A 24,216-nucleotide genomic window follows, 5' to 3' on the forward strand; every position below is an offset into this window, starting at 1 on the left:
ACGAGCGAGGTCACCACGTGATTGGATAGAGATCTCATGGTATGACCTAGCGCTCGTCCCCTTTTAGTGTTACTGATGTAGGATCAATTAAGTCACTTTCATTCTATAGAAACAAATAGAAATCGCAATGGAGACCTGAATCGCCCGTAGCTGTCTTCTAAATGTTTTTAACCATGGTTCCTTAACTCATTCAATGATAGTCAAGGACGAGGGGAGCACTAGGGAGACGTCAAGGTTGGAGCGAGAGTTAGGGAGGCTTTCCTTTACCTCATCAACGAGCTCGGTCACAATCGTATCTTTATCTTCGGGCCTGGAACAGTCTGTAGATAATGTGGAGTTCCCACCCTCTGCCCGCCGGGGCCAACACCATCTCGAGACGCCGGAAATTCCTACCTCAAGGAGGGAACTCCCGTGAGGGCGGGGTGAGTTAACACTCGCTGCAGGGCGACTCAACAATGGAGGGAGTAGAGGTCATTGAGCTAAAGAAGAGCTACGGGAGAAGGAAGGCGTTAGCTGGGATCTCATTAAGGGCTAAGCCAGGAAAGGTAACGGTGATCTTGGGACCTAACGGGGCTGGAAAGACTACGCTAATAAGGTCCCTGATGACGCTGATCTTTCCAGACTCTGGACAGGTGAGAATTCTAGGACGGGACCCCTTCAGACACAAGGAAGTCTTCAACAGGGTTGGTTACGTCCAGGAACTTCCAAATCTCCCCCCGTTCATGAGTGGGAGGGAGCTACTGGAGTTCTCGGCCAGGATCAAGGGTGTACCCAGAGAGGAGGTGGATCACGTTTTGGAACTCGTGGATATGAGGGAGAACGCCAACAGGAAGATAGCTAAGTATAGTAAGGGAATGACTCAAAGGATAGCCTTAGCTGAGGCTCTCCTGGGAGAACCAGACGTTCTAGTGATGGACGAGCCGAACGTAGGCACGGATCCCGTACTCAACCTCAGGTTGAGACAGGAGCTCGAGAAGAGGAAGAGAGAAGGCACCTCCATATTGATTTCCACCCACGAACTTGAGGAGGTGAAGAGGTTAGGGGACGAGGTCTATTTTCTCTTCAACGGAAAACTGTTCTTTAAGGGCACGGTGGAGGAGTTGGTGCTCAGGTTCTTAGGGGTCAGGGTCGTAGTGGAGACCTGCGACAGGGAGTCGCTCCTGGGTGTATTGAAAAGGTTGGATTACGTGATGGAGGTGAAGGAGAGTGGGAACAGGTTCCTCATCAGGCTCTCCTCCGACAAGAGGGAGGAATTCCTGAGGGAACTGGTGTTGAACGAGGTGAGGGTTAGGGGATTCTTCCTAGATCAATCATTGGAGGAGGCCTATGAGGCCGCAGTGAGGGAGGCTGTGAGAGCATGATAGGGGAATTGATCGTCTATGAGATGAGGAGGTCTGTGGCCAGAAAGAAGGTGGTGTCCCTAATCCTAATCACGGTCGTTTTTGAGGTGGGTATCTACGTCGCGCTCTCTCAGGTTAGGTCTCCTAGAATTGAGGAGCTTATATCCCCGATCCAGCCCATCCTGTGGCTAGTTGGCGTTCTCTTACCTCAGAGTTTACTGCTTCACTTCATTACAATCTCTATTTCCTCTGGCTCTATGTCGGAGGAGTACGAACAAGGAACCGTAGATTTCTTTCTAACGAAGGCAATAACCAGGTTGAAGTTTGGAATAGGTAAGTTGTTGGGTGGTTTCATTCTAGTATCGTTGATCTATATTCTAATGGTCATATTAGCAATAACATTTTCGAGTTTACTCTTCGGTTCCCAAGAGTACTTGAATTTCCTCCCAGGCCTGATACTCACAGTACTATTCTCCTCCCTCACCTTCTTCTCAATAGCCTTCATGGTCGGGGAACTAGTGAGAAGGAGCAGTCTGGCGTTCCTTATATCTAGCTCGGTTCTCATAGGTTCCATATTGGTAGGGGCCGTACTGGTCTTCGTGGCAAGGCTTACTGGAGATGATCTCTACAACGTCATTGCCATAGCCCTCCCCTCATGGGGAGCCACGGAATTGCCTTTCCTTTATGCTGGAGGAATACCCAATGCGTCGCTCATAGTCCAAGCTCTGGAGATATTCCCAGCAGTGCCGGGCACGCAGATAGATGCGGTGATCCTCACTATAGGATACTCTGGCATAGCGTTAATCATCTCCTTCGTGAGCCTCCTCACGAGGGATATCCCCAAGAGAATAGCGTGAACTTCTACTCTGGATTGTTAGAGTAATCGTAGAGTAGAAGGGCGATGACGCAATAGTAGCAAGAACGTCTCGGGAGCCCGTTGCAGATCTCTTTAGCTTCCTTAGTCGGTGTGACTTGGTCGTTATCAAACTTTCATGATATTTCTCAAATTATTAAAATAATATGGAAATAAAGCAATTTTACGAAGGATTCCTAGTCCTTTAGAATTTTCAACACCTCATGAAATATTTTTAGAAGTGTAATTTTGGGTCTACCGTTCAGGGCTGGTAGAAGGTGAGTAAAAGTGAAGAAGACTTTCAACGCGACTGTACGGTAACAATAAGTTAACATTGTTGAAAATTTCCCAAATTACCGAAAACTTTATAGCCTGAGTAAATAAAAAAAGAATGGGCGGTTTGCGGATATCCGTGCTAAGTATAAAGGGTGGGGTGGGAAAGTCGACAATTGCCCTGACCACCGCCCTGGAACTCACCGAAATGGGCCGAAATGTTCTTTTAATAGACAGGGATCTGTTGGGTTATTCCTCCCAGCTTGCGGGAATAAGAGGGAAGGGGTTATTGGCAAGTGTAGTTGAAGGGGGAAACGGTGGTAATTACATAAGTGAAATAAAAAGGGGAGGCACGCTGACTATACTAAAGTTTTACGGGGACGGTCTGAGGTTCAGAAAGGATATAGAGGCAATACATGAGAGGCTAGAGCTCAGGAGAGAACTTAGGTTAAAGTACACGAGGATATTATCTCGCAAGAAATTCGATTACGTGATAGTTGACAACCCCCCTCTTGTTCACCCCAGGGATGAGGCAGTTAAACATGAACTGGACTTGTTCAGGGATGTCTACCCTGATATGCCCATACGCAGAATTTATGTTACAGATCCACTAAAATATAACCTGGAAGAGACAATAGATTACCTTAGGGTAGTGGAGAGCCTATCGCAGGGTGGGGAAAGACCAATGGCGTTGGTAATAAACATGGTTCCTCCTCCGCTAAGTGTAGGGCCCTTCAGTGAGGTTATCAATGAGGCTAAACTAATAGATTCCAAGATGGGGATAGTAGTAGTACCTTTTGTTGAACAGTTGTTCCAATATTCGGGGGAAATAGACTGTATACCTAGGCTAGAGCAGATCAGAAGATTTGCTACGGCGATTGGAGGAGGTACAAGTTACGACATAGTGTTGTGATACCGCGTTTGCTCACGGTCTCTCAGTCCTCACTAGGGTATGATCTCCCCCTTGAGGCCGTTAATTTCTTGTGTACTGTAGACCAACGACCTAACAAACCTATGGATCTGAGGTACCTCTGGAAATCCAACTATGGCCCCAGAGTATTGGAACAACTCCTCTATGAAGGGGACCAGAATCACAGATATACTGGGGTCGAACCCTTGAACTTCCCTTACCATAGCTTCCACGCGGAGGCCTCCACCAGGGGGGATCATATTGATTACGAAAGCTATGGGTCTTCCGTCCCCAGGGTTTAGGGATTCGTTATACTTCATGTAAGCCATCGCGTCCCTGAAGTTGAAACCCAGGGAGTCCGTAACGTATATCCTACCTTTCCTCATCTCTGGATATACCTCTTGAAATAAGTCATGTTCCAACTTGACTGGCTCATCATTGAACGTAGCCATGCCCATGTTATCAAGGATCACGTAATCATATTTCCTTGACGTAAGGACGTCTCGGTATTCTTTCCTCAACGTCTTCATTAGTCTCTCATCTCGCTGGATCAGTCTAATGTCATCCTTGAACCTAGGTCCATCACCATAGAACTTCAGAACCGAGAACGTTCCACGGTTCTTGAACTCTCTGAAGAAGTCTCTGGAGCCTTCATCTATGACATATGACAGCAAACCACCACCCTTGATCCCGCACAGACTGGAAGCGTAACCTACCAAATCCCTGTCTATAAGGAGTACATCGTTACCAAGAGCTGAGAGCTCTAGAGCCATAGATACAGAAATCGTAGACTTCCCTACTCCTCCTTTATGGCTGAATATAGATATCCTCATAGAGTGATTCACTCCCGAAGTTGGTTTCCTATCCTAACGGCTTCGTTTAGGTAGTTCACTCCCTTTACATGCAAATTTGAGATATTCAGTGAAGTTCTCATAGGCCCCATCCATCCATTTCTCCTTGATTTACCCTGCGGTTTTCTGGAGTATCATTCAATGTAGGATACTGTTCCGAACCTGAGGTTAGAGTGATCAGTTTTAATGTAATGTGACCCTCATCCTCCCAGGGCAGGGACGAAGAGGGAACTCCGAGCCTAGGACACATTCCTCTCACTCATCCCCTGGGCTTCACTTACTAGGGGTTCAATTACCTTCACTAGTTGGTGAATTTCCTTGGGCGGATCACAATTCTGAAATCCCTTATAGAGTAGATCCCTGTAGAAAGGGATCGCAATTACATTGATGCCAGAAAGACCCTGTAATGATTCCTTAGACATGTTGATCACGAGGGCGATAGTCTTAACGAAGGACAGCTCAGGCACCATATGCTTAAGAATTTTTGCACTTTCACCCAAAAAATTCAATGTCCTCTCTAAGACCAACCCTGGAGTAGAGACCGCCACGAAGTAGGAGTGAACTTCACCCCTTGCCTTGTAATACGCCTTATACTCCATTATTTCAAGTTCGCTTATTCCACCAGGCGGATTATCGGTGATTAAAATGTCAGCTCCGTCCAAGAGGGTCTTATAGATCGGATAGAAGTTGTCCATATTTGGAACCTCGGTAGGTTGATATCTCGCCATGGAAATCACTTTTAGATTACCTTCCTCATGCACAAAACTCCCCTGGACGTTGTCGGTTAGGTAATTCAGGATACCTATCTTTATGCCGAATATTGAGCTGATGGTAGCAGTGAGGTCCCTGTCCACCAGGATAACCCTGTAGCGTTTACTTAGTTCCTTTGACAGATAATACGCTATGGTAGACTTCCCGACCCCACCTTTAGGACTCACGATGGCGAGTCTTAGCATGAACTGACCTCCCCCTCAGTCGTTATAAAAACTGGCATGAATTTCGACAGTAGGTCACTTAAGATCTCAGGCTAAGGTAGGCCATGACGCTACTTAACGCATAAAATACCAAGAAGTATAACCATATTGCCGCAATTAAATGATCTAAAGGATATTTGTAGAATATGAAGATTATAGGCGAAACTATTGAAAATATTATAAGTAATTTGAAGATAGCATAATCCAGCCTAGTACTGAAGGTAGTCTTGAGGATGTATTTTAGGAATATATTGTTTCTCATCTTATGCATCCCAGGTATCTTCGCCAATACCTTCTTTCCATCATCAGTTATCATCCATTCCGATCTTAACCCAGAGAGTCCTCGTCTGTTTATCTTCTTAAAGAATTTATATCGAGTGGATAGTACGTCGAGGTAGTTCAGGACAGTCCTTTTGGATATCCCAAGTTCCCTGGCCAGGGCGGACACCGGGACCTTTCCACCGTTGATCATCGCTGCCTTACCTATTTCAACGAAGTAGTAATAATGATTGAGGTTACGCATTATGTCGAGTTCCCCGTTAACCTGAGCTTGAGGTATTGGATCGTTGGAGTCCGTTCCTGTCCCGTTTAAGCTGTTCCTTTTCTTCTCCCCTTGTCCCACGGAGAACTCGGATAGCTTTCCAAGGAGCGTACGCCCTTCCTGCGATAACTGATAAATATCATACTTCACCTTGCTCACTAGCCCTTTGTCTATGAGCTTCCTCACAGAGTCTATCACCGCCTTCTTGTTGGCACCAACTCCCTTTGAGATCTCCGATGTAGAGGAAGGTCCCTTCTCTGAAAGGAAAAGAATTATTTTCCATTGTAGGACACCTCTAGCAAAATCTATATTCTCATCCAACTCCCTCATTGTCTCAATGAGATCTTCGAGCCGCATGAACCTTATAGTATACCTCTAGAGGGAAATAAAAAGTATAGTTGTAATAGTTAAGGCGAATAGAAACTCAAATGACGAACGATAATACGCGTATAGATAGTGGAAGGTTTTGTGTAGTAGACGTAAACGCTAATTTTACTTAGCGTCAGATCCAAAGGACAACTCATGTAGCCCAATAGTCGAAACTCCTAGTCTTTGTTAAATATATCTTAAGGCAAGTAACATGATAATGGACCTAGTTAACCAAACTTTCCTCTACGCAGTTACCTCCTCTAATCACCTAGCGTTCTTCTTGCTCATTAAAATTCTCGCGCTAAGTAACAACACGGTAGTGGCTAACGTTACGGATATTCAGACTAACGGAGCTCTTCTCAACTATACCGTTTCGCTTCCCCTCTTCCTCTTCTATTATAATGGTTCTGGCATCCCAGCAGGTCAGATTGACGGAGCCCCAGTATATTCAGTTAACTTACCTGGCTACGAAATTTACGTGGACTCGTATAACGGTTTAGTCCTGGCATATGTTAATGGGGATGGTAACTTCACCTTGAACGGATCAACAGTCCCTCTAGGACCTGGGGTGTATGTACCGTTACACGTACCTAATTTCAATCCAGAGCCCGACTACACTCCCTCGGTCACGGTCTTGACTGCAGTCTTGGTTTCCTCCTTCTACTTCCTCTTCAAGAGGAGGCGGTCATCACGATAAGGGAGGAGCTAGGGACTATGGGAAGGTCATTCATAGCCTCCTCGTTGATCCTTTTACTGCTATCTGCAGTGTTTTATACGTTCGGTGAGACCGCTCTCTCCAACACGTTGGGTAACTTCACTTACATGTGCCTATTTCTGGGGGTAATACTCGTTGGGATAGATTCAAAGGGTGAGAGTGAGACGAGTGAAGATCAGGAGAGTGATCAGGAGGATCTGATAATACGCAAAGGGAATAGCTAGGTCAAAAATTTATCAAGCCGTCGTCAACAATTCAGATAAGCTCTAAAGTTTATATTATTTGTTAGAAGAGATAAATACACTTACACCGGGTGGGTAAAGGTATCCCGAGGTGTGACGGTAACTAAAGGCGAGTTGATTTCCCCAAAGGATAGAGACACTCCGTTGGGTGGGGTCATCCCGCTGAGGGGCAACGGGCCAGCCCTGACTCCGGTGAAGCTCAAGGCCTAGGATTGATATCATTTGAAATCCTATTAAGCCCAAAACCCCTTGTTGGACATCTATACAGAACCTTGACCCATCTAGCGTATTTGCGTTCCCCTGGTTTCCATTAGATACACACTCGTTACGGTAGATATTATTCCTAGGAGAACGCCTAGGGTAGAGAAGAAGGCATCAACATGATATAGCATTAGGGGAAAGACGAATGTACCTAGAGCCCCACCCAGTCTACCCGAAAAGAATCCTAGACCGTGTCCCCTCCCTCTTATCGAGGTTTCAGTGAGCTCAGCCAGAGCCGTAAAAGTCGAAGAGAACACCAGTCCTCCTGAGAGCCATAACCAAACTAGGAATAACGTGAAGGGTATAACGTGATAGGCGACGAGGGCCAACGCTGCTGACCCACAACCCAAGCACGTTACAGGTTTCCTACCCAGCTTATCTAGTGTGAGTAGCGCCAAGAGTGAACCTGTCCCGAAGGACGCCCAAAGCACGACGCCAGAGCTCTCAGTCGTTATGTGAAGGTATGACGGAACGTAGGCTGCCAGTGAGGCCAGCGCCATGGTTAACAGGAACTGCTGGAGTATTAAGGGTAAGACCCTCCAGTTTATTCTCTTGAACGATCTCTGCTTCCTTAACCAGAGTGGACTCTCCGGCATGCTCCTATTCAAGATCAACAAGAATATGGAGGGAAAGGCGCCAGTCAGTAATACAGACCTATACCCTAGAGCAGATAAGGGAATGGAGACCAAGAGAGCAGTTATGCCTCCCATAGCCCATGACGTAAAGCTGAGTGACATTATCTTAGCCCTATTCGAGCCCATTAGCTCAGCTATCAGGGTGGCAGAAGTAGGTATTTCACCGCCTATGGCAAACCCAACTATAATCCTTCCTATGAGTAAGAGAGCATACGAGGACCATATGCTCAGCATACTCCCCAGGACGAATAGTACCCCTGAAATTATGAACGACAACCTCCTGCCTACGTAATCACTTAGTACGCCCATTACCAACGCTCCGATCACTGAGCCCACGAAAGCAGAAGAGACGAGTACTCCTATCTGTAGATTACTGAGTGAGAGAACTTTGGCTATCTGCCCTAAAACTCCGCTGACGATGAGCAGATCATAGCCGTCGGAAAAGTTCCCTAGGCTTAAGGCCACTACGAAAGTTTTCTTGATCATTTTCATCATCTCCATTCGTTACTAAAATCCCAGCTATCAGGTCGGGAGAGGTGAACGTAAGTGTAGATCATGTCATGTAATCCCCTAGAGGGATGTTCAAACCCCGAGAAGATAAAATCTTTTTTCTATGCAAATTTCGCCGTTGTCAACTTCCGATCAGCAGTTATTAGATTTTGCCTTGATTACAGGGCGATATTTAAGGGAAAATCCCATAACTGCTGTAGAAAAGTGATTTTGGATCTACCATCATGGGAGGATCTTCCGTCCTCCAGACTCCCAAGAAAATAAAGAAATTTAAACGTTTACTAATTCATCTGGGCTAATGAGTGCAGTAAAGTCGTCGAGCAACCTAATGAATTTCGACGAAAACACACGTAGAGGAGCAACGACTTTCCTTATCTCTCACATTACTCTTATTATCGATTCCTCGTCATTTAATATACTATGTTCTCCAATTAATTTCAGTGATGTGGGAGTCTTAAACGATAAAGAGGGGATGAGGTGGGAATAGTTGCGCATCCCAATTCTGAGCGTAAAGGGAGGGGTAGGAAAGTCCACACTCGCACTCCTCTTGGCCAGAGAGCTCTCCTTAATGGGGGGAAAAGTGCTCTTGATAGACAGGGATCAAGTGGGATTCTCTTCCTATCTCTGTGGGATAGAGGAAAAGGGTCTTGTGGCTAGCATAGTCGATGGGGAGACCCATAACTACATGACCACTCTAACCATGGGTCAAGGGAGTCTCACCGTCTTGAAATTTTATGGTGATGGACCCAGATTTAAGGCCGATCTTCAGCAAATCCTCTCCAACAGGGACATAGAGAGTACCGTCAAGAGGCTTTATTCGGACATCATCACTAGGGGAAAATTTGACTATGTCGTATTAGATAACGCTGCCCTAACCTTCCCTACAGATGAGGGAGTCAGACTCGAGATGGAGACTTATCTTCAGCACTTTCCCTCAGAGCCTTCCCTGAGATTGTTCGTCTCGGACCCCTCCACTCAAGGCATCAATAGTACCTTAAACTATATAGAATTCGTGAACTCATATGACATAACATCTGGAGTGCACGCTAACGTCAGTGGTCAGGTTCTGGCGATAAATATGGTTCCACCCGGATCTAATCTTGAGCTCTTACTGAATGCTCTACGAGATGCGATGAAAAGAGTTAAGATCTCTCTGGGTGTCGTGATTCCGTTTATGGATAACCTCTTTCAATACTCCAACGACTTGGAAGAAATGCCTCTCCCGCCACAGATCCGGGACCTCGCTAGGGCAATATCAAAGGGTTATCAACTCGGTGAGATCATTAAATAGCCTTTTGAGTATTTTCCTTCAGGACGTTAGGAGTCCCAAACCCACACGTGATCTCTGAAGTGGGTGTTGGAGCTATCCCACTTTAGAACGTGAAGGTTTCCTCGTAATACCTGTGAAGTTCTGAAGTTTAGATTAAACACTGTGAACTCACTTGAAGCCAAGCCCCTCGTACACGAGTTCCACCACATCCCTCATCTCTACCGGTTCTACTACGTTACTGAAGCCGTGGCCAACAGTTTCAGACAAACCGTAAAGTTTATATCATTTCGTCATAAACTCTTATATGATGCTAAGGCCTAAGGAAGTCCGCCAACGCTTAGGAATATCCTATAGGTGTGGTTTCACCCTGGACAGGCAATTGAACGCGTCCCTCAACATCTCCCTCAAGATGTGCGGGTTTCCCCACCTCTTTCTCACTCCCACTGGGAGTAGGTGGGTTTAGGTTACCCCGCTAAGGGGGCGGAGGGGTAACGGGTTTCCCCGCGACCCCGGTGAAGCTCAAGGGCTAAGGATTGGATACAAATTCATGAAAATTCAATGAAGCCCGAACTCCATCTTCACGACTACTCCTATCACTTTGACGTCTAATGATAACCATCGGAGACCCCGATAAGGTTTTTAAATTAATCCAGGAATAAGTATTTTGTGCAGGCTTATAGGGTATTGCCATTAGTCCTAACAGCATTGGTGGCTTCCTTGGCTTACTACTTCAACAATTATTTTCTACTCCTCATTGTACCCCCAGCCCTATACCTCCAATACGAGTTGGGTAGGGCACCAAAAATCAAGGATCAGCGTAGCCTAGAGAGGTACGTGAGGAGAGTTTACGGCAAGAGATGTCAGGGAATGATAGTTTTTGACAAGAACGCCAGCTTATACGCCTTCTTCCCCTCGAGGATGAGGGACAATACTGCGGTCTTGAACGAGGAACTTTGCGTGATAAAGACCAACGGCGAGATAAGGGTCATGGGAGTATACGACGGAATAGAGGAGGCGTTAAAGTTGCTCTCAGCCGCTGGTAAACCTGAACTGAGTAACTCCAGGAACTGATGAGAGACTGCAGAGAGACCCCTCACGCTCCAGTTTTACCGTCATTGGAATAATACTCGACTATCTTCCTTATGGCGACAGTATAGGGATAACCTTGAGGTAATGCCTTCGAGAGGCTCATGAGTAAGCTCTCAGGTATCCTCAGTCCGACAACCGCGTAAAGTGACGAACCGTCTTCACGGGACAGTATAGACTCCTTAACCTCGTCCTTTTCACTCAGGTATCTCCTCACCATGGAAATGATTAAGCCACTCTTGGTGGTTCCTAAATTTCTGGACATGGAATCAAGCAATAAATTGGTACTCCTCCCCAATCTGAAGGTTATGGTCCTGAAGAACTCATCGTCAAGTATGATCTCTTTCTTCCCCCTATCCAAGTTTCTCACCCCCTTGTCTGACCATTGAACCATCTCCAGCGTTCGTCCTCAGCCCCAGCCAGGCAGACAGTTCCAGGATAGCTGAGATGACTCTCATATCCTTAGGGGGTTCTGGAGAAGGACCGTAGAGGATAAGTTGTTTTATTAAGGGAATCTTGACCACTTTCTTGACTCTCTCTATCTCTTCTGGGATCTCGTCCTTGACCATGTTGACAACTAACACCTTTCTATCATCAGCTTCTGGGAAGAAGTCAGGAGAGTTGAGAACCTCTAATGTCTTAGCAGCAGTGAAGGGATGTGGTGTGGTTAGTAGGACTAGGCTCAGGGAGGCCTTCCCGTGAGATATCTTCCCCTCGAGCTCCAATAGTTCGTGGGTAGGAGAAGATGCGTCAATGATCACCAGGTCGTGTCTATCTAGGAGTCCAGGATAGACTGTCTGGAACTGTGTGAGTAAGCCAGGTGAAACCATGCCACCTAAGGATAGTATGGAGAAGTTACCTTGAGTCCAGTATAGGATCTGTGAATTACCGGAGTATAAGTCATTAACGTCCAGAAGACCTATTGTCCTACTTAGGCTCCTGGTGTAGTCGAGATCTAAGATCAGAACCTTCCTGAACTTCATGGCCTCCTTTGCCAACCAGAGGGCCACAGTGGACTTGCCTGAACCTCCCTTCACTCCAGTGACTAAGATCCTTGTAGTCATATGGTCACCCCCTGAAAGACGTAAGGGAAACTGTTAAGCGACATGAACAATGCCCAAAGGGCTAAGAACAAGAGAAGTGGGGTCCTCACGTCTTCCCTCAGCTTTGAGATCCCAAGCGAGGCTGGAATGAAGAGAGGTAGATCGATGATCAGGTTCTGTACGACCCCCAGAAATAGGGTGGCTAAGATTGACGACGAATAAATCACGAACATGATCCTAGGGGTCGAGTTCATACCATAAACCACTATGAGGTAATACAAGAAGGTGTTGATGGTTCCCCAACTCAGGAACGCTACCTGCGTGAAGTAGTTTGATGTCGAGAACCCAACAGGTACTGAGAAAAACCCGGTCAAGATTAGAGAGAAGCCCAGTATGAAGGGAAATGAAGTGAAGAGGACGTACGTTTTTAGTGGCTTCCCTATCTTTCTGGTTAGTAGGAAGGAAATCAGGCAAAAGAGCAATATGCCTCCTTCTATTTGGGCCCACGCATAGATGTGGGAGAACATGGAGACATATGAGGTTAAAACGCTCTGCCACACCTTGCCCTCAATTATGTAGGCCAATGACAAGTACATCAAAGAGATGGAGAATAGGTTTGCCTGCAGGCCTGAATATAGGAAGGTCAGCAACGTCGGCGAGACTACAGCCATGAAGGACGACAGGGGTCCTAGCCCAGGTTTTACTGCCTCTCCCAACTTGTAGGACGAGATCCACAGGAGGACGGTCAACACGGGAAGCTGTAACTCCCCCATAATCGAGGGACCCAACAGTCTGGCGAAGGGGAAGAACATGAGAAGGTAGAGGGGTCTCGAGAAGAAGAACCATCCCATGGTGGGGGACTCCCACCACTGGGAGTAATACCTCCAGTCCACAGTCTCAGGAACGTGTAATGAGTTGAGTTGAGTCATAGGGATCAGAGTTATCACGAGACCAAGCAAGACCGCTAAGACTGGATTGATACTCTGAGGTTCTACATCCTCCCCCCTAACCTTGAGCCCGTAAAGGATGCCAGCGAATAGTACAACGGGTATTAGGATAGGTGCACCAGCCTGGACTACGGCCATAGGTATGGCCAGTGGGTTGAGTCTGATACCTAACAAGGCGAAAATGACGTAGGTTAACCCAAAGGCATCAATAGCAAGCAATATTTCCCTTGCGAAGGTCGGTAAAGCTCTCACCGAGCTTACGGCTATCAAAAGCACGACGAGGGACACGTACTCCACGGGAACCAAATAGGAGAGGAAAGCTATGGGCAAAGAAAAGACGTAATAACCCATTCTGGTAGAGAGAGCTAAAGCAGAGGCTATGACCAGCAACTGTGCCAGGAGTGGGGAATACAGGAGATGCAGAAAGGTGGTCCTCCCCAGAGTTAGATTAAGTCCGAAGGAGAACGTAACCGATAGGAAGGCAAGGCCCACAGAGAGCCAAGAGACGTCCTCCTTTCTGACCAGGATCAACGTATCACCCTCCTGAGGACGAGATAGAGTTGAAGCCCGGCGAGAATTCCTAAAGCTGTCAGGAGGTTGAAGGGCAGTAAATCAACATGACCGGCAAGCGACCAGAAGTCTGGAGGACTCTCGTTTGCTAAACCTGGGAAGTTAGCGTACACTAGCCTGGTGGTCTGTCCATGGGAGACCTCCTCCAGTAGGACGTGATTGTAAGATATGACGATGATGGTGTTACCCTCTACAGATTCTATTGCAGGCACATTATTGTTACCCAGCACGTAGTTAGAGGGAGTTCCGGTCAGCTGTAGGGCGAGAATTGAAATTGGCCATGCCGTGGAGTAGTTGAGCACAGTGTGTGTTGTCGGATCTACGGTGATTAAAACCGAGCTATGATTGGTGAAGTTCAGTAAGTAGAACACGTAGGTTATACTGCCGTTAGTGACCACCTCGTATCCTAGGAAGTAGAACATGTGAGGATAGGGCCCCTCCCGATTTTAAAGGGAAGTGAGAGTTTCGACTTGCAATCTTCATCCGACTACGACTTCACGGGTCGCAACTATGTTTCGTTTAGACCGGATGGGAACTAACCGGTCTTTGGACAAACGTACACGATTATCATGCGGTATAAGTTGTGAGCTCAAAGGTACAAGGTTCAACGTTGACGAGACGAATGCGTCATCTCCTGGGAATGGGTACGACAAAATTTGTTTTGTTAACTTTATTTGTCAACTTTCTAGGCTAATCAAAGATTCAGATCAATCGGAGACAGAGTCTTACTTATTTGGGAAGAGCGAAGATCTATCTATGTGTGATCCTCTGGAACATACGTGTCCGAAAGTTGTAAAGGTGTCCTTGGAATATAAATCAATCCCTTAAATCCGATATAATCCTTAAAAGTTAATTTAATGAATCTTATCGGAGGTGTTTTGACAGCACCTCCTGAATTATGAACGAGGCCTTAGGGACTCTAGTGCCAACGTATCATTTATTTGAAATTAATGTTGTTTAAATATAAAAAAGATTAAATATTCTGTGTAAACGACGTGAGAATTAGAGTGGCGCTTTTACGTTTTCATTTGCTAACAGCTTACCATACGATCATCAGTCGAAAGATCTGAGCATCTTTAAAACAGGGCGTAAACCCACCCAACTAAAGGAGTGAAAGCGGATGGGAAAACTCAAGAAGGTGGTCCAAAGCTATAACAGGCTAGTCAGGCGTAAGGGTCTAGCAGGCCTAGATACTGCGATAATTCTAATAGCTTTCATAATAACTGCTTCGGTACTAGCCTTCGTAGCTATAAACATGGGACTATTCGTCACGCAGAAGGCAAAGACTACAATAAATAAGGGTGAAGAGACTGCGTCGACTGCACTGACTGTTTCCAGTTCAGTGCTTTATGCAGTTAACTATCCAACAAACTCTAAGAGCTATTGGATCTATTTCACTGTGAGTCCCACGTCTGGGGTTTCGAGCGTTGAGCTGGATCCGGCGACCACGGGACTCTCCTTCGTGGCGACACAGGAAGGCTTAACGTTATCAAATATATACAAATATACTCTATTAACTGTTCCAAATCCAGGGACACTATATAGTACTGTTAGCGGGAGTTACCTGACATTACAAAATAACGTGAGCAGTGGAGGTAACACCTATGTGTATTACCCAAACCCCTACTATGCTCTCCTGGCACTCAATGAAACTCTCGGAAAAAATATGAAAAATTCACCTATCTATATAAATTATACAGCTTATACAGTACAGTCGCCAGAGCCGGTTTGGCTTAAGCATGATAATAACTTCACTTTTACGCTGACGATAAATGGTAATACGGTCAAATATTACGTCTTCGTCAATCAGACATTCGCTTTCTCATTTCCCGTTGCTGGTGACCCATTAGTGGGTAGCGCAATAGCCCCAGCAGGTTCGACCATAGGTTTCATGATACTGTTTGGTCCTAACGTCGGCAGCCACATCTTCGAATATCAGACCATAAATATCCAAATAACGCCCAACATAGGATCCCCGCTGACCCTCTCAGAGTACATCTACCAGCCAGAAGGGTCCGTGACTTCCATAGGATAATTTTTTAGGAGGCAATATATATGGGAGACCTCTTCTCAAGTCAATTTTTTGTTGTTTTCGTTTCCGTAAGCATTCCTCTCTCCGTGTTTTTCGTTTTACTATTCTTTTTTGTGTTAAGACCTAGGGGGCTAACGTTTAGGAGAGGCTCAACTAATCCCCCACCTCAATCTCCTCAACCCACACAGACACAGCAGCCCCCTCCACTCCCATCGGTTCCTCCTCAGCAAGACTTGAGCAAGATAACCACGAGGATAGAGAAGATGCAGAGCGACATAACCAAGCTGATCAGTGATAGCACTGCTGAGTTCAAGCAGTCGGTCGAGGCATTGGGTAAGAACTTGGAGGATTTGGCCTTGGCCTTGAAGGCTTACAAGAGCGACGTTGAGTCTCCCTTCAACAACATTCCCGTGAACGATCACGAGGAACACCCCTCATCCTCTACTTTACAGGGCTCACTACAGTCTCCACAACAGAGGATTGACACAGTAGCCCTGAGCAAGATAGACCTCAAGAAGTTGATTCAGCTCTCAGTTCTGCTGGCAGTCCTTGACTATGACAAGTCCAAGATTAGGGCACTCATCAATCTGGACCTCATAACGCCAAGGGATCTAGAGATGATAACAAAAATAGAGGAGATAATCCATAAGAACAGGCCCAAGATAGACGCAACTGAACTTGCCCTCCTGGCTTACGACATAGCCAGAAGTTACGACTCCGTGGACTCTGACCTCGTAAGGTATATGTCGGTAATACTAGGTGAAGGTGATGGCAGGGGAAATAGTCAGTGAGGCGATCCTAGTTATAGCTAGCGTGACGCTGATGGGAATCTTGGTTGCCGGTGTTTACTTCTCGGTGAGCAGCATCAGTTCCGGGATGAGTTCAATGTCCACTGGACTGTCCCAGAGGTTGGTCACAGACGTCAAGGTAATATATGCTACCAACACCTCCCCTACGACCGTAGTATTTTACGTCCAGAACATAGGGGAGACAGAGGTGTACATGCCTTTCTCGTCGGTGTACTTCGGCAAGGTGTATCAGCTCCAACAGGTGGGCTACTCAGCATCCTCCCCTCCCAGTTGGACCTCCAGCGTCTCTGTCCTCTCCCCTGGGGGTACAGCTGCCGTGACTGTAACTCTACCTTCCCAACTTCAACCCAATCAGTACTACGAAGTCATGTTTGTTACCCAGAACGGTTACCAAACGGACTACGTATTCGAGGTGGTCTGATGGGTGTCTCCAACGTCATGGCGTTCTCGCTGACCATGTTCGTAGGCTTGGCCACCTTCGGTTTCCTCCTCCTGGCCATCACAAACGTGGTGAGCGTGGTGGAACATGCCGAGTCTTCGAGACAGGACCTCTACATCAATCAACTCAACTCCAGGATTTACATAACCTCCACCTCAGTCTCAGGTACCTACCTATACGTATTCGTCACCAATAACGGGTCTGTGCCCCTCTGGGAGTTCAACCACTTCGCTGTCCTAGTTCAGTATTGCGCAAACGTTAGCGGGAAGCCAGTCCTCAGCCTATCCCTCTATAACTTCTCCTCGAACCCCGTGGCGTACCAGTGGACCTCACTCGATGGACTGCTTGAGCCTGGGGGGATCGGGAAACTGGAGATAGTACTCCCCTATCCTCCCTACCAGGGCACAGCTGGGATAGTGATACTCTCCTCCAATTACGGGAGCTCCGCTGTGTGGAGGGGTATACTTTGATAATAAGGACAATGAACGAGGAGCTGGACAGGAGGCTTGGAGGAATTCCCTTCCCCGCCCTAATCCTAATTGAAGGGGATCACGGAACTGGGAAGAGCGTCATGGCTGCTCAGTTCATATACGGTCTCCTTTCTTCGGGGAAGAGTGGTTACGTGATCACCACTGAGCAGTCCACTTACGGTTACCTGAGGAAGATGAGGGAAGTAAAGGTGGACCTTATACCGTTCTTCCTTAGGGGAAAGCTGGGAGTGGCTCCACTGAACACCAGTAGGTTCAGCTGGAACTCCTCATTGGCCAAGAGGTTGCTCTACGTTATCCTGGACTTCATAAAGAGGGTGAGAGACTTCCTCTTGATCGACAGTCTGACAGTGATCTCAACTTTCTCTAGGAGGGAGGACTTAATGGAGTTCCTCAGGGGACTGAGGGTTGCGGTCACTGAGGGGAAGGGAATAATCATAACTGTTCATCCCAACGCCTTCCCCGAGGACTTTGGTACCAGGGTGAAGAGTGAGGTCGACGTTTACTTCAGGACCAGCTCTGCCAGCATAGGTAACAGGAGACTAAAGGTAATCGAGAAGATCAAGACAAGCGAGGGAACTTTCGGCTCAGACTCCGTGTCCTTCGATGTTGATCCCAGCCTAGGCATTAAGGTAGTACCGCTCACCCTCTCGAGGGCGTGACCATGGCCTTCGAATACCTGGATAAATACTTGGCTTCACTGGAGGAGAGGCCTGAGATGGTAGACGATCCCTCCAAATATAAGGGTTCTAGGGTCTTCAACATAGTCTACAGAGTGTCTGATGGGATCTTCGTTCACGTAACGAGCAGGAAGTCAGATGACGGATACTTTCAGTACATCGTGATCGAACCTCCCAGGCCTCCACAGAGGATCCTGGATGAGGCAGAGGTTCAGTTCGCTAAGATCATAAACTACAGGGAAAAGGTCCCAGAGACAGTACAAGAAAAGGAGGAGAAGATGAAGAGGTTGCTGGCCAAGGTGAAGGTTAGAGAATTCAACAGGGAGTACCTCATGTATCACTTCGTAAGGGACAAGCTCTATTCAGGACCCATAGAGCCCCTAATAAGGGATCCATTCATTGAGGACATCAGCCTCCCTGGATTGGGTCACGTTTACATAGTTCACAAGCTCTTCGGCCCCATGAAGACCTCCATCAAGATTGATACTCAAGAGGAGTTGGACGAACTGATAGTGACCCTGAGCGAGAAGACGTTGAGGCCCGTATCCCACAACAGGCCCATAATCGATGCCTCTCTTCCAGACGGATCGAGAGTTAACTTCGTTTTTGGCACAGATATAAGCAGGAGGGGGTCTAACCTCACTATCAGGAAGTTCAGCAAGGTGCCCATGAGTATAACCCAGCTAGTGGCAGGGGGAACCATTTCACCAACATTGGCCGGTTACCTGTGGATGATGCTCGATGAGGGAATGAACCTTTTCGTGTGTGGGGAAACTGCCTCAGGAAAGACAACTACGCTTAACGCCATCACCGCGTTCATTAAGCCCAATCAGAAGATCGTCACCATTGAGGACACCCCTGAGCTAACTGTCCCCCACGAGAATTGGGTCGCAGAAGTGACCAGGGAGACCGGGGGCGAGGGCACGGTGAAGTTGTTCGACCTCCTCAAGGCAGCCTTGAGACAGAGGCCCAATTACATACTTGTGGGGGAGATAAGGGACAGGGAAGGTAACGTGGCCTTCCAGGCCATGCAAACTGGACACTCTGTGATGGCAACTTTCCACGCAGCCAACATCAGGACGTTGGTCCAGAGGCTCAGCGGTTACCCCATAGAGGTTCCTAAGTCCTATATCAACAACCTTAACATAGCCCTCTTCCAGAGTGCCCTGTACGACAAGAAGGGTAACTCAGTGAGGAGAGTCATAGAGGTGGACGAGATAATCGACGTGGATCCCATAACCAACGATGTGGTTTTCGTACCTGCCTTCACTTACGATCCCGTTTATGATCAGATAAACTTCGCAGGCAAGGGTTCCTCGTTCCTGATAGAGAACAAGATAGCGGTGAGGAGGGGGATAGACAGGAGAAATATGAGCGTCCTCTACGAAGAGTTGAACTTGAGGTCAAAGTTCATAAATCTCTTGGTAGAGAAGGGTGTGTTCAACTACTTCCAGGTGTGGGAATGGATTCTCAAGGCTAGACAGATCGGTCTAGAGGAGGCGGTGAGACAGATTGCCGTTACGTAGTAAAGAAGAGTTGGACTCCAGGTTCATCTTCCTCATAGCCTACATGCTGGCCCTCTTTACAGCTGATCTCCCCCCAGAGACCATAGTGGTTCTCCTCTCTGGTCTTGAGTATTTCGGTGAGTACTCTAAGACCTTCAGCAAGTTAAAGACCTTGATTCACGGTTATAGGTACAAATTCTCCACTGCCATAAACGTGGTTAGCTCTAAGGTTTACATAAAACCCTTCAGGGAGTTCATCATCAGGTTCTCCCAGGCTCTGTCCCACGGTGACAACATGATATCTTTCCTGAACAGGGAGATAGAGATGACCTTGAACGATTATGAGGCCAACATGAATAGGAAGATAGACTCCATGAACAACTTTCTGGCCATATATGGTAGCTTAAGCAGTTCCCTCGTCTTCCTCATGGTCAACCTAACATTGATCTCCATACTGTTCGACGTAGGCACCTCGGCACTCAAGTTGCTATCTCTGGCCATGGTGATGGTAATCGTACTCATGACGTTAGTAATTTACCTCCTGTACAGACCCGAAGTTTACATCCTCTTGAGGAGATATGAAAGAGTTATGGGCATTCTTGCCGTGATGAGCTGCGTCATACTCATGATGATGGGTAGGAACTTCGTCTGGGTGGCCTTGGGGGGTGGAGTCCTCGTGGGTGCAGGAACGTATTTCAGGTTGAGGGAGAGGAGGCTCAGTACACTAGAGAGACACTACATAGCCTTCGTCACTTACTTTTCCAGGACCTTCTCCGTCGTAAACAACCTCATGGACACCCTCCTCAGTGTCATGCGAGGTGATCTGGGAACAATGAGACCGTTAGTAACCGTGTCCCTCAACAGACTAAAGTATGGGGTTAAGAAGTCCATCATATTCGAGATGATGGGAGAGGAGAGCGGGAGCGTCCTCATACTCATGATGAACAGGATACTCTCGGCGACCATCGAGCTGGGCGGTAACGTCAAGGAAGTAGGCGAGACCATATCGAAAGTTGGAGTAGCACTCCTGAACCTAAGGGCCAGGAGAGAACAGAACGGCAGGGCGTTTGAGGCCTCGGTATATGCCATGCAGGCTGCGAGCTCTGCGATAGGAGGGGCCCTCCTGGCCCTTATACAAGTCTTCGAGAACATATTCACCACTAACGTCATAAGTTCCATCTTTACGTTAGGTCAGGTCAGTATACCCGAGCTCTCCATACTCCTCCTGGCGATATTGGTGGCTTTATCGTTCGCCAACGGCGTGTCTATAGCCATAGCATACGGTAAATCATTTTTCTCGTCTTTGTATTTCATAGGAATATTGTTGATAATAACTGCCCTGAGCTTTCACTACACCTACGTATTAACTGGGGGTATATTCTCCGGAGTGTTTCAGGGATTGCCATCAGTTTCCAGTATTCCGCAGGGAGTTTAGCTTCTGGAGAGTTCAGCCTTCATCGTGACTAATAGTCACTTTTCGTGACTATTAATCACTTAGCCTCATCACTCCTTCTCCCTCTCCATGCCGTCTACGGGAGCGGTAGTTAAACCACTCCCTTCAAGGACATGGGGAGTTTCATTGGGTGCCTTCCTCCACCTCGCAACTGCTCATAGACTTCATAGTGGCACCTCCAATTTAATGTTATCACAAAAATTTATAAATTTTTCCGCTACTTACAAGGTATGGAGCAGATAGTTTTCAGAGGTGTCATATCCTCAGCTGGTAGTGATAAGTACGGTGAGAAGAGGTATGCAATATACATCCCTAAGAGTGTGAAAGAGAAGGCTGGGAAAATTGCTGGAAAGGAGGTGATTATAATTGTCATCCTACCGGATGATGAGGAGTAAATTAATTGGCTCTAAGGAAGCAATTGATAACTTCCAGTTTGTTACAATAAATGGTAGGGTTGAGTTTGAAGACGTTGAAAGAATCTCAAGGATTGCTTACTCTTACTCAAAGGCTGTGAAGGCTGGGATTAACCTGGCTTTAAAAGGAGTTTCATTAAATGATGCTGTTAAGGAGTTGTATAATATCATCCCTTACGCCTTTTATGCAGAGACTGCTTATAAGCAGGCTTTAGCTCTTGTTAATGGTAATAAGGTTGAGATTAAAAAGAGATGGATCGCTTGTAGAGGCAATAAAGCTGATAATGGTAATAGGGGGATTAAGTTTCACGTTTTTCAAGACCACGTTGAAGTTAAAGTTAAAGACCCATGGGGTAAGTGGGTTCACGGGAAGGCGTACTTAGGCAAGGAGTACTTACCATCACTTTCTGAGCTAGAGGAGTTATCTCGAAGGAAGGAGGAGGGTTACGGTGCTGTAGTAAGTTTCAAGCATTACCCTATGATCCACCTCCAAATCCCACTCTGGTTGTACTTAAAGCACTTCTCTTCGCCGAAACCCAATGGTTACGGTTTGGTTGCCGGTTTTGATTTAAATAGTGATAGGTTGAACGTTGTTGTAGTTAATGAGGAGGGTAAAGTTGTTACTGAAAAGACGTGGTGGTATTCGGATGTTACTAGACCAGGTTTTCCTAAAGGGAAAGCTATGGCTTTGCGTTTGAATGCTCTATCACAAGCCCTTAATTTCCTATCAAGGGTTGGTGTTGATTACGTAGTTTTTGAGGACTTATTCCTATAAGAAGAGGAGGTTCACTAGGAGTAGGAGTGGTAATAGGAAGGTTTCGCGTTTCGCTAAGAGGCAAATGTTAATTCACGGTGTTATTAAAGCACTTAGGTTAGGTTTCAACGTTGTGTTAGTTAATCCAAAGGGTACTACAAACTCGGAAGAACATGAAAAGGTGATGAGGGAGAAGGGATTTGATAGGCATACAGCCTCTGCTTACTTAATAGCATTAAAGGGATTAGAAGTAATTAAAAATAACGAATAGTTACGTAAATGTGCTATAGACTACGGAATTTTTACGTAAGTTTTAAATATTTTCAATTACTTCTAAATATAGTTTTGATGCAATTCATGTTTATATAACTTTACCAAAATTTCCCCTGATGGCCTCCCGGCTGATGATGGACACTGCTCACAGGATGGTAGCGATTAAAGAGATGGAGGGTATATTTTTCTAGTATATCTTCACAAGATTTCCTGGCTCTTCTGAAGAGCCAACCGTAAAGGCCCTCTCCTTTTTCCCAAGACAAATCGTACTCCCTTCTTCCTAACTTTTTAATATGCTTCCTCAACGAATATGGGAGTTTCAAGCATAGCCAAAAATAGCGGTATCGGGATAATACTATCACCGATTTGGTCTTTACTGACATACACGAACTTCTTTACCTTCCCCAATACCTTTTTACTCCCCTCCCTCACCTTTCCGTACTTGACCTCAACACCAAGATACTCTTCACCCCGTCTAACTATTATGTCCACCTCACCGTTAGTCCTGGCATAGCCCACCTCGTAGAGCCTTGAAAGGTGGGCAATCGTAACAGCCTCTGCCAGTTTCGGGTAGTCTAGGGGCTTACTCATGGTCCACCTCGTGAAACTGTGGTAAATAAATGGGTCTATGAAGTAGAACTTCTTCAGTTTTTTGTGTAGGGGCAAACCCGTGTTTACGTCCATAGTATCAACGACCTCCATCAAGTGTAACTTTTCCATTAAATCGACGTAACTTATAGCAGTTTTTACAGTCCCAACGCCGTAGTCTTTTGAGATGGTGTGGAAGCTGTACTCTGACGACGCTCTCTCAACTATCGCCTTTGCTGTGAGTTTGAAGAACCTCTCACTCCTCCTTAACTTGTTTATATCACTTATGATACTTGAGATGAAGTCTTCTTCAGTAGTTTTGTTAACCCTCCCCTCGTTTATGAAGTCCTTTATGGCGTTTGGAAACCCTCCCGTAAGTAAGTAGTTTTCAAACACTTCCTTCAGCTTGGGCAGGTAACCCACGTACTTGGTGTAGTTATCTAGGACGAATTGTAAGTCCCCTGTAGGTATGTTTATACCGAAGAGTTTGACATATTGTGAAAAGGGGAGGGGAAGCATTATCAAAGTCCTCCCCTTTCCCCTCCTACCTGGAAAGGTCTCTGTTTCCCCTTTGGCCTTAATTGACAGAGAGCCAGATAATATTAGTACGTCGTTACTGAACTTCCCCACATCGATCCTGTGTTTAATGCTCCTAAACCAGTCTTTGGGGAAGGTGACTTCGTCTAATATGATGACTGAACTCTTAACTCCTTCCCTTCTCCTAATCTTGTCGTATTCCTCTAAAATCTCGTCCAACTCCTTATAATCAGCCAGTTTGTCGCAAGCGAAGTAAAAGATGGACTTAGGGTTATAACCCATCTCCAGTAGCTTTTTCACGAGGAGTATCAACGCCGTACTTTTACCCACTTGTCTTGGGCCGAACAAAAAGTTTAAGGAGTAGGGTTGGAGAGATATGGGGAGTTCCACTTCCCACTTACCTTTTGATTGCTGGTACTTCTTATAGCATTCGTTTTCAGAGATGAGCCCTGGTGAGAGCCACCATGGGTTTTGTTCCTCAATCATATGTAATTACACTCTACAAGGGTTTATAAAGCTCGTTTACTCTGACTCCACAAGCCTTTATAAACGAAATGTGGCAAGGGATTGTCCTGAGTGGAGATAACTCAATGAATATGAAATGACAGAGATGTAATATTACACCTAATTGAGAATAAAGGAGAATTACCTTCACGCGTCGCTGAGCTCCGTTTGCCCCTACACTTTCATTTCACTCATCTTATGTTCAATCATGATGGAGTGCAGGGACTTAGCCCTCAGCCACCTACCAGCCTTAACGGTAGGTGGGTCACGGAACTCCTTGGAGCCCAAGGGCAAGGGACTCACATCTCTGCTATCACTCCCACCCCTTTGGGCTTAGCCCACATCGGCGTG

At 46.4% G+C, this 24,216-nt stretch carries 25 protein-coding genes and 2 pseudogenes; 18 read left to right on the forward strand and 9 right to left on the reverse strand.

Features of this window, described 5'->3' with window-relative positions:
- Positions 1–193 precede the first annotated feature (193 nt).
- From METMK1DRAFT_RS06205 to METMK1DRAFT_RS06220, 4 genes are all read left to right on the forward strand, one after another.
- Positions 194–415 carry a hypothetical protein gene (locus METMK1DRAFT_RS06205; RefSeq protein WP_009071847.1) on the forward strand — a complete coding sequence of 74 codons (222 nt, stop codon included), beginning with the start codon at positions 194–196 and terminating at the stop codon, positions 413–415.
- 40 nt (positions 416–455) lie between these two features.
- On the forward strand, positions 456–1,361 hold the full coding sequence (locus METMK1DRAFT_RS06210; protein WP_009071850.1) for an ABC transporter ATP-binding protein: 906 nt from the start codon (positions 456–458) through the stop codon (positions 1,359–1,361).
- A complete protein-coding gene (locus METMK1DRAFT_RS06215; protein ID WP_009071853.1) occupies positions 1,358–2,197 on the forward strand; it encodes an ABC transporter permease in 840 nt (279 codons plus the stop codon). The genes METMK1DRAFT_RS06210 and METMK1DRAFT_RS06215 overlap by 4 nt, the downstream gene beginning before the upstream one ends.
- 387 nt (positions 2,198–2,584) lie before the next feature.
- Positions 2,585–3,379: a P-loop NTPase gene (locus tag METMK1DRAFT_RS06220; protein ID WP_009071855.1), complete on the forward strand. Its 795-nt coding sequence runs from the start codon at positions 2,585–2,587 to the stop codon at positions 3,377–3,379.
- 32 nt (positions 3,380–3,411) lie between these two features.
- Here METMK1DRAFT_RS06220 and METMK1DRAFT_RS06225 read toward each other — a convergent pair whose 3' ends face one another.
- The 3 genes from METMK1DRAFT_RS06225 to METMK1DRAFT_RS06235 all read right to left on the reverse strand — a co-directional run bounded on the left by METMK1DRAFT_RS06225 (position 3,412) and on the right by METMK1DRAFT_RS06235 (position 6,099).
- Entirely contained in the window at positions 3,412–4,209 is a 798-nt protein-coding gene (locus METMK1DRAFT_RS06225) for a ParA family protein (RefSeq protein ID WP_009071857.1), read from the reverse strand.
- A gap of 257 nt (positions 4,210–4,466) precedes the next feature.
- Complete coding sequence (locus METMK1DRAFT_RS06230; protein WP_009071859.1) at positions 4,467–5,183, reverse strand: tyrosine-protein kinase family protein; 717 nt, start codon at positions 5,181–5,183, stop codon at positions 4,467–4,469.
- Between the two features lie 58 nt (positions 5,184–5,241).
- Positions 5,242–6,099 carry a winged helix-turn-helix transcriptional regulator gene (locus METMK1DRAFT_RS06235; RefSeq protein ID WP_009071862.1) on the reverse strand — a complete coding sequence of 286 codons (858 nt, stop codon included), beginning with the start codon at positions 6,097–6,099 and terminating at the stop codon, positions 5,242–5,244.
- A 223-nt stretch (positions 6,100–6,322) separates the two neighbouring features.
- Here METMK1DRAFT_RS06235 and METMK1DRAFT_RS06240 point away from each other — a divergent pair, with 223 nt between their 5' ends.
- Both METMK1DRAFT_RS06240 and METMK1DRAFT_RS06245 read left to right on the forward strand, forming a co-directional pair.
- Complete coding sequence (locus METMK1DRAFT_RS06240) at positions 6,323–6,808, forward strand: hypothetical protein (RefSeq protein WP_009071865.1); 486 nt, start codon at positions 6,323–6,325, stop codon at positions 6,806–6,808.
- A 17-nt stretch (positions 6,809–6,825) separates the two neighbouring features.
- On the forward strand, positions 6,826–7,050 hold the full coding sequence (locus METMK1DRAFT_RS06245) for a hypothetical protein (RefSeq protein ID WP_009071866.1): 225 nt from the start codon (positions 6,826–6,828) through the stop codon (positions 7,048–7,050).
- A gap of 299 nt (positions 7,051–7,349) precedes the next feature.
- Here METMK1DRAFT_RS06245 and METMK1DRAFT_RS15565 read toward each other — a convergent pair whose 3' ends face one another.
- Positions 7,350–8,450: an MFS transporter gene (locus METMK1DRAFT_RS15565; RefSeq protein ID WP_009071867.1), complete on the reverse strand. Its 1,101-nt coding sequence runs from the start codon at positions 8,448–8,450 to the stop codon at positions 7,350–7,352.
- A 511-nt stretch (positions 8,451–8,961) separates the two neighbouring features.
- On the opposite strand from METMK1DRAFT_RS15565, the gene METMK1DRAFT_RS06260 reads away from it, so the two are divergent.
- The 3 genes and pseudogenes from METMK1DRAFT_RS06260 (at position 8,962) to METMK1DRAFT_RS06265 (ending at position 10,815) form a co-directional block, all read left to right on the forward strand.
- Positions 8,962–9,765, forward strand: a complete 804-nt coding sequence (locus METMK1DRAFT_RS06260) for an AAA family ATPase (RefSeq protein WP_009071870.1) — start codon at positions 8,962–8,964, stop codon at positions 9,763–9,765.
- A gap of 331 nt (positions 9,766–10,096) precedes the next feature.
- Positions 10,097–10,306, forward strand: a pseudogene (locus tag METMK1DRAFT_RS17505) (RNA-guided endonuclease TnpB family protein); the annotation flags it as partial.
- A 104-nt stretch (positions 10,307–10,410) separates the two neighbouring features.
- The gene (locus tag METMK1DRAFT_RS06265; protein ID WP_009071875.1) at positions 10,411–10,815 is read left to right on the forward strand and encodes a hypothetical protein; all 405 of its coding nucleotides are present in this window, start codon (positions 10,411–10,413) and stop codon (positions 10,813–10,815) included.
- Positions 10,816–10,837: 22 nt separating this feature from the next.
- Here METMK1DRAFT_RS06265 and METMK1DRAFT_RS06270 read toward each other — a convergent pair whose 3' ends face one another.
- The 4 genes from METMK1DRAFT_RS06270 to METMK1DRAFT_RS06285 are packed head-to-tail and all read right to left on the reverse strand — an operon-like array spanning position 10,838 to position 13,812.
- The gene (locus tag METMK1DRAFT_RS06270) at positions 10,838–11,191 is read right to left on the reverse strand and encodes a hypothetical protein (protein ID WP_048087465.1); all 354 of its coding nucleotides are present in this window, start codon (positions 11,189–11,191) and stop codon (positions 10,838–10,840) included.
- Positions 11,184–11,894, reverse strand: a complete 711-nt coding sequence (locus METMK1DRAFT_RS06275) for a nucleotide-binding protein (RefSeq protein WP_009071878.1) — start codon at positions 11,892–11,894, stop codon at positions 11,184–11,186. The genes METMK1DRAFT_RS06270 and METMK1DRAFT_RS06275 overlap by 8 nt, the downstream gene beginning before the upstream one ends.
- Entirely contained in the window at positions 11,891–13,351 is a 1,461-nt protein-coding gene (locus tag METMK1DRAFT_RS06280) for a hypothetical protein (RefSeq protein ID WP_009071880.1), read from the reverse strand. Before METMK1DRAFT_RS06280 ends, METMK1DRAFT_RS06275 begins: the two co-directional genes overlap by 4 nt.
- Positions 13,348–13,812, reverse strand: coding sequence for a hypothetical protein (locus METMK1DRAFT_RS06285; RefSeq protein ID WP_009071882.1), 465 nt, complete (start codon positions 13,810–13,812; stop codon positions 13,348–13,350). Before METMK1DRAFT_RS06285 ends, METMK1DRAFT_RS06280 begins: the two co-directional genes overlap by 4 nt.
- 698 nt (positions 13,813–14,510) lie before the next feature.
- Here METMK1DRAFT_RS06285 and METMK1DRAFT_RS06290 point away from each other — a divergent pair.
- The 9 genes and pseudogenes from METMK1DRAFT_RS06290 (at position 14,511) to METMK1DRAFT_RS06325 (ending at position 22,234) form a co-directional block, all read left to right on the forward strand.
- Positions 14,511–15,425: an archaellin/type IV pilin N-terminal domain-containing protein gene (locus tag METMK1DRAFT_RS06290; RefSeq protein WP_009071884.1), complete on the forward strand. Its 915-nt coding sequence runs from the start codon at positions 14,511–14,513 to the stop codon at positions 15,423–15,425.
- A gap of 20 nt (positions 15,426–15,445) precedes the next feature.
- A complete protein-coding gene (locus tag METMK1DRAFT_RS06295) occupies positions 15,446–16,213 on the forward strand; it encodes a hypothetical protein (RefSeq protein WP_009071886.1) in 768 nt (255 codons plus the stop codon).
- Complete coding sequence (locus tag METMK1DRAFT_RS06300; protein ID WP_009071888.1) at positions 16,191–16,652, forward strand: hypothetical protein; 462 nt, start codon at positions 16,191–16,193, stop codon at positions 16,650–16,652. Before METMK1DRAFT_RS06295 ends, METMK1DRAFT_RS06300 begins: the two co-directional genes overlap by 23 nt.
- Positions 16,652–17,140, forward strand: coding sequence for a hypothetical protein (locus METMK1DRAFT_RS06305; RefSeq protein ID WP_009071889.1), 489 nt, complete (start codon positions 16,652–16,654; stop codon positions 17,138–17,140). Before METMK1DRAFT_RS06300 ends, METMK1DRAFT_RS06305 begins: the two co-directional genes overlap by 1 nt.
- Positions 17,122–17,820, forward strand: a complete 699-nt coding sequence (locus METMK1DRAFT_RS06310) for an ATPase domain-containing protein (RefSeq protein WP_048087467.1) — start codon at positions 17,122–17,124, stop codon at positions 17,818–17,820. Before METMK1DRAFT_RS06305 ends, METMK1DRAFT_RS06310 begins: the two co-directional genes overlap by 19 nt.
- 2 nt (positions 17,821–17,822) lie before the next feature.
- Entirely contained in the window at positions 17,823–19,364 is a 1,542-nt protein-coding gene (locus METMK1DRAFT_RS06315) for a type II/IV secretion system ATPase subunit (RefSeq protein WP_009071893.1), read from the forward strand.
- Entirely contained in the window at positions 19,351–20,778 is a 1,428-nt protein-coding gene (locus METMK1DRAFT_RS06320; protein WP_009071895.1) for a flagellar protein FlaJ, read from the forward strand. Before METMK1DRAFT_RS06315 ends, METMK1DRAFT_RS06320 begins: the two co-directional genes overlap by 14 nt.
- A gap of 248 nt (positions 20,779–21,026) precedes the next feature.
- Positions 21,027–21,191 (forward strand): hypothetical protein, encoded by a 165-nt coding sequence (locus tag METMK1DRAFT_RS18175; protein WP_009071896.1) that lies wholly within the window; start codon positions 21,027–21,029, stop codon positions 21,189–21,191.
- Positions 21,181–22,234 (forward strand): annotated as a pseudogene (locus METMK1DRAFT_RS06325) (hypothetical protein). The gene METMK1DRAFT_RS18175 and the pseudogene METMK1DRAFT_RS06325 overlap by 11 nt, the downstream one beginning before the upstream one ends.
- Positions 22,235–22,524: 290 nt before the next feature.
- Here METMK1DRAFT_RS06325 and METMK1DRAFT_RS06330 read toward each other — a convergent pair.
- Entirely contained in the window at positions 22,525–23,847 is a 1,323-nt protein-coding gene (locus METMK1DRAFT_RS06330) for an ATP-binding protein (RefSeq protein ID WP_009071902.1), read from the reverse strand.
- Positions 23,848–24,216: the final 369 nt, after the last annotated feature.

Source organism: Metallosphaera yellowstonensis MK1 (assembly GCF_000243315.1).
Classification (GTDB): Archaea; Thermoproteota; Thermoprotei_A; order Sulfolobales; family Sulfolobaceae; genus Metallosphaera; species Metallosphaera yellowstonensis.

What these genes read in the sequence shown, in the direction of transcription:
- METMK1DRAFT_RS06235 (WP_009071862.1), bottom strand. Translation starts at nt 6,099, where the DNA reads ATGCGGCTCGAAGATCTCATTGAGACAATGAGGGAGTTGGATGAGAAT.
- METMK1DRAFT_RS15565 (WP_009071867.1), bottom strand. Translation starts at nt 8,450, where the DNA reads ATGATCAAGAAAACTTTCGTAGTGGCCTTAAGCCTAGGGAACTTTTCC.
- METMK1DRAFT_RS06295 (WP_009071886.1), top strand. Translation starts at nt 15,446, where the DNA reads ATGGGAGACCTCTTCTCAAGTCAATTTTTTGTTGTTTTCGTTTCCGTA.
- METMK1DRAFT_RS06230 (WP_009071859.1), bottom strand. Translation starts at nt 5,183, where the DNA reads ATGCTAAGACTCGCCATCGTGAGTCCTAAAGGTGGGGTCGGGAAGTCT.
- METMK1DRAFT_RS06240 (WP_009071865.1), top strand. Translation starts at nt 6,323, where the DNA reads ATGATAATGGACCTAGTTAACCAAACTTTCCTCTACGCAGTTACCTCC.
- METMK1DRAFT_RS18175 (WP_009071896.1), top strand. Translation starts at nt 21,027, where the DNA reads ATGGAGCAGATAGTTTTCAGAGGTGTCATATCCTCAGCTGGTAGTGAT.
- METMK1DRAFT_RS06205 (WP_009071847.1), top strand. Translation starts at nt 194, where the DNA reads ATGATAGTCAAGGACGAGGGGAGCACTAGGGAGACGTCAAGGTTGGAG.
- METMK1DRAFT_RS06225 (WP_009071857.1), bottom strand. Translation starts at nt 4,209, where the DNA reads ATGAGGATATCTATATTCAGCCATAAAGGAGGAGTAGGGAAGTCTACG.
- METMK1DRAFT_RS06305 (WP_009071889.1), top strand. Translation starts at nt 16,652, where the DNA reads ATGGGTGTCTCCAACGTCATGGCGTTCTCGCTGACCATGTTCGTAGGC.
- METMK1DRAFT_RS06330 (WP_009071902.1), bottom strand. Translation starts at nt 23,847, where the DNA reads ATGATTGAGGAACAAAACCCATGGTGGCTCTCACCAGGGCTCATCTCT.
- METMK1DRAFT_RS06215 (WP_009071853.1), top strand. Translation starts at nt 1,358, where the DNA reads ATGATAGGGGAATTGATCGTCTATGAGATGAGGAGGTCTGTGGCCAGA.
- METMK1DRAFT_RS06210 (WP_009071850.1), top strand. Translation starts at nt 456, where the DNA reads ATGGAGGGAGTAGAGGTCATTGAGCTAAAGAAGAGCTACGGGAGAAGG.
- METMK1DRAFT_RS06315 (WP_009071893.1), top strand. Translation starts at nt 17,823, where the DNA reads ATGGCCTTCGAATACCTGGATAAATACTTGGCTTCACTGGAGGAGAGG.
- METMK1DRAFT_RS06300 (WP_009071888.1), top strand. Translation starts at nt 16,191, where the DNA reads ATGGCAGGGGAAATAGTCAGTGAGGCGATCCTAGTTATAGCTAGCGTG.
- METMK1DRAFT_RS06275 (WP_009071878.1), bottom strand. Translation starts at nt 11,894, where the DNA reads ATGACTACAAGGATCTTAGTCACTGGAGTGAAGGGAGGTTCAGGCAAG.
- METMK1DRAFT_RS06285 (WP_009071882.1), bottom strand. Translation starts at nt 13,812, where the DNA reads ATGTTCTACTTCCTAGGATACGAGGTGGTCACTAACGGCAGTATAACC.
- METMK1DRAFT_RS06245 (WP_009071866.1), top strand. Translation starts at nt 6,826, where the DNA reads ATGGGAAGGTCATTCATAGCCTCCTCGTTGATCCTTTTACTGCTATCT.
- METMK1DRAFT_RS06290 (WP_009071884.1), top strand. Translation starts at nt 14,511, where the DNA reads ATGGGAAAACTCAAGAAGGTGGTCCAAAGCTATAACAGGCTAGTCAGG.
- METMK1DRAFT_RS06220 (WP_009071855.1), top strand. Translation starts at nt 2,585, where the DNA reads ATGGGCGGTTTGCGGATATCCGTGCTAAGTATAAAGGGTGGGGTGGGA.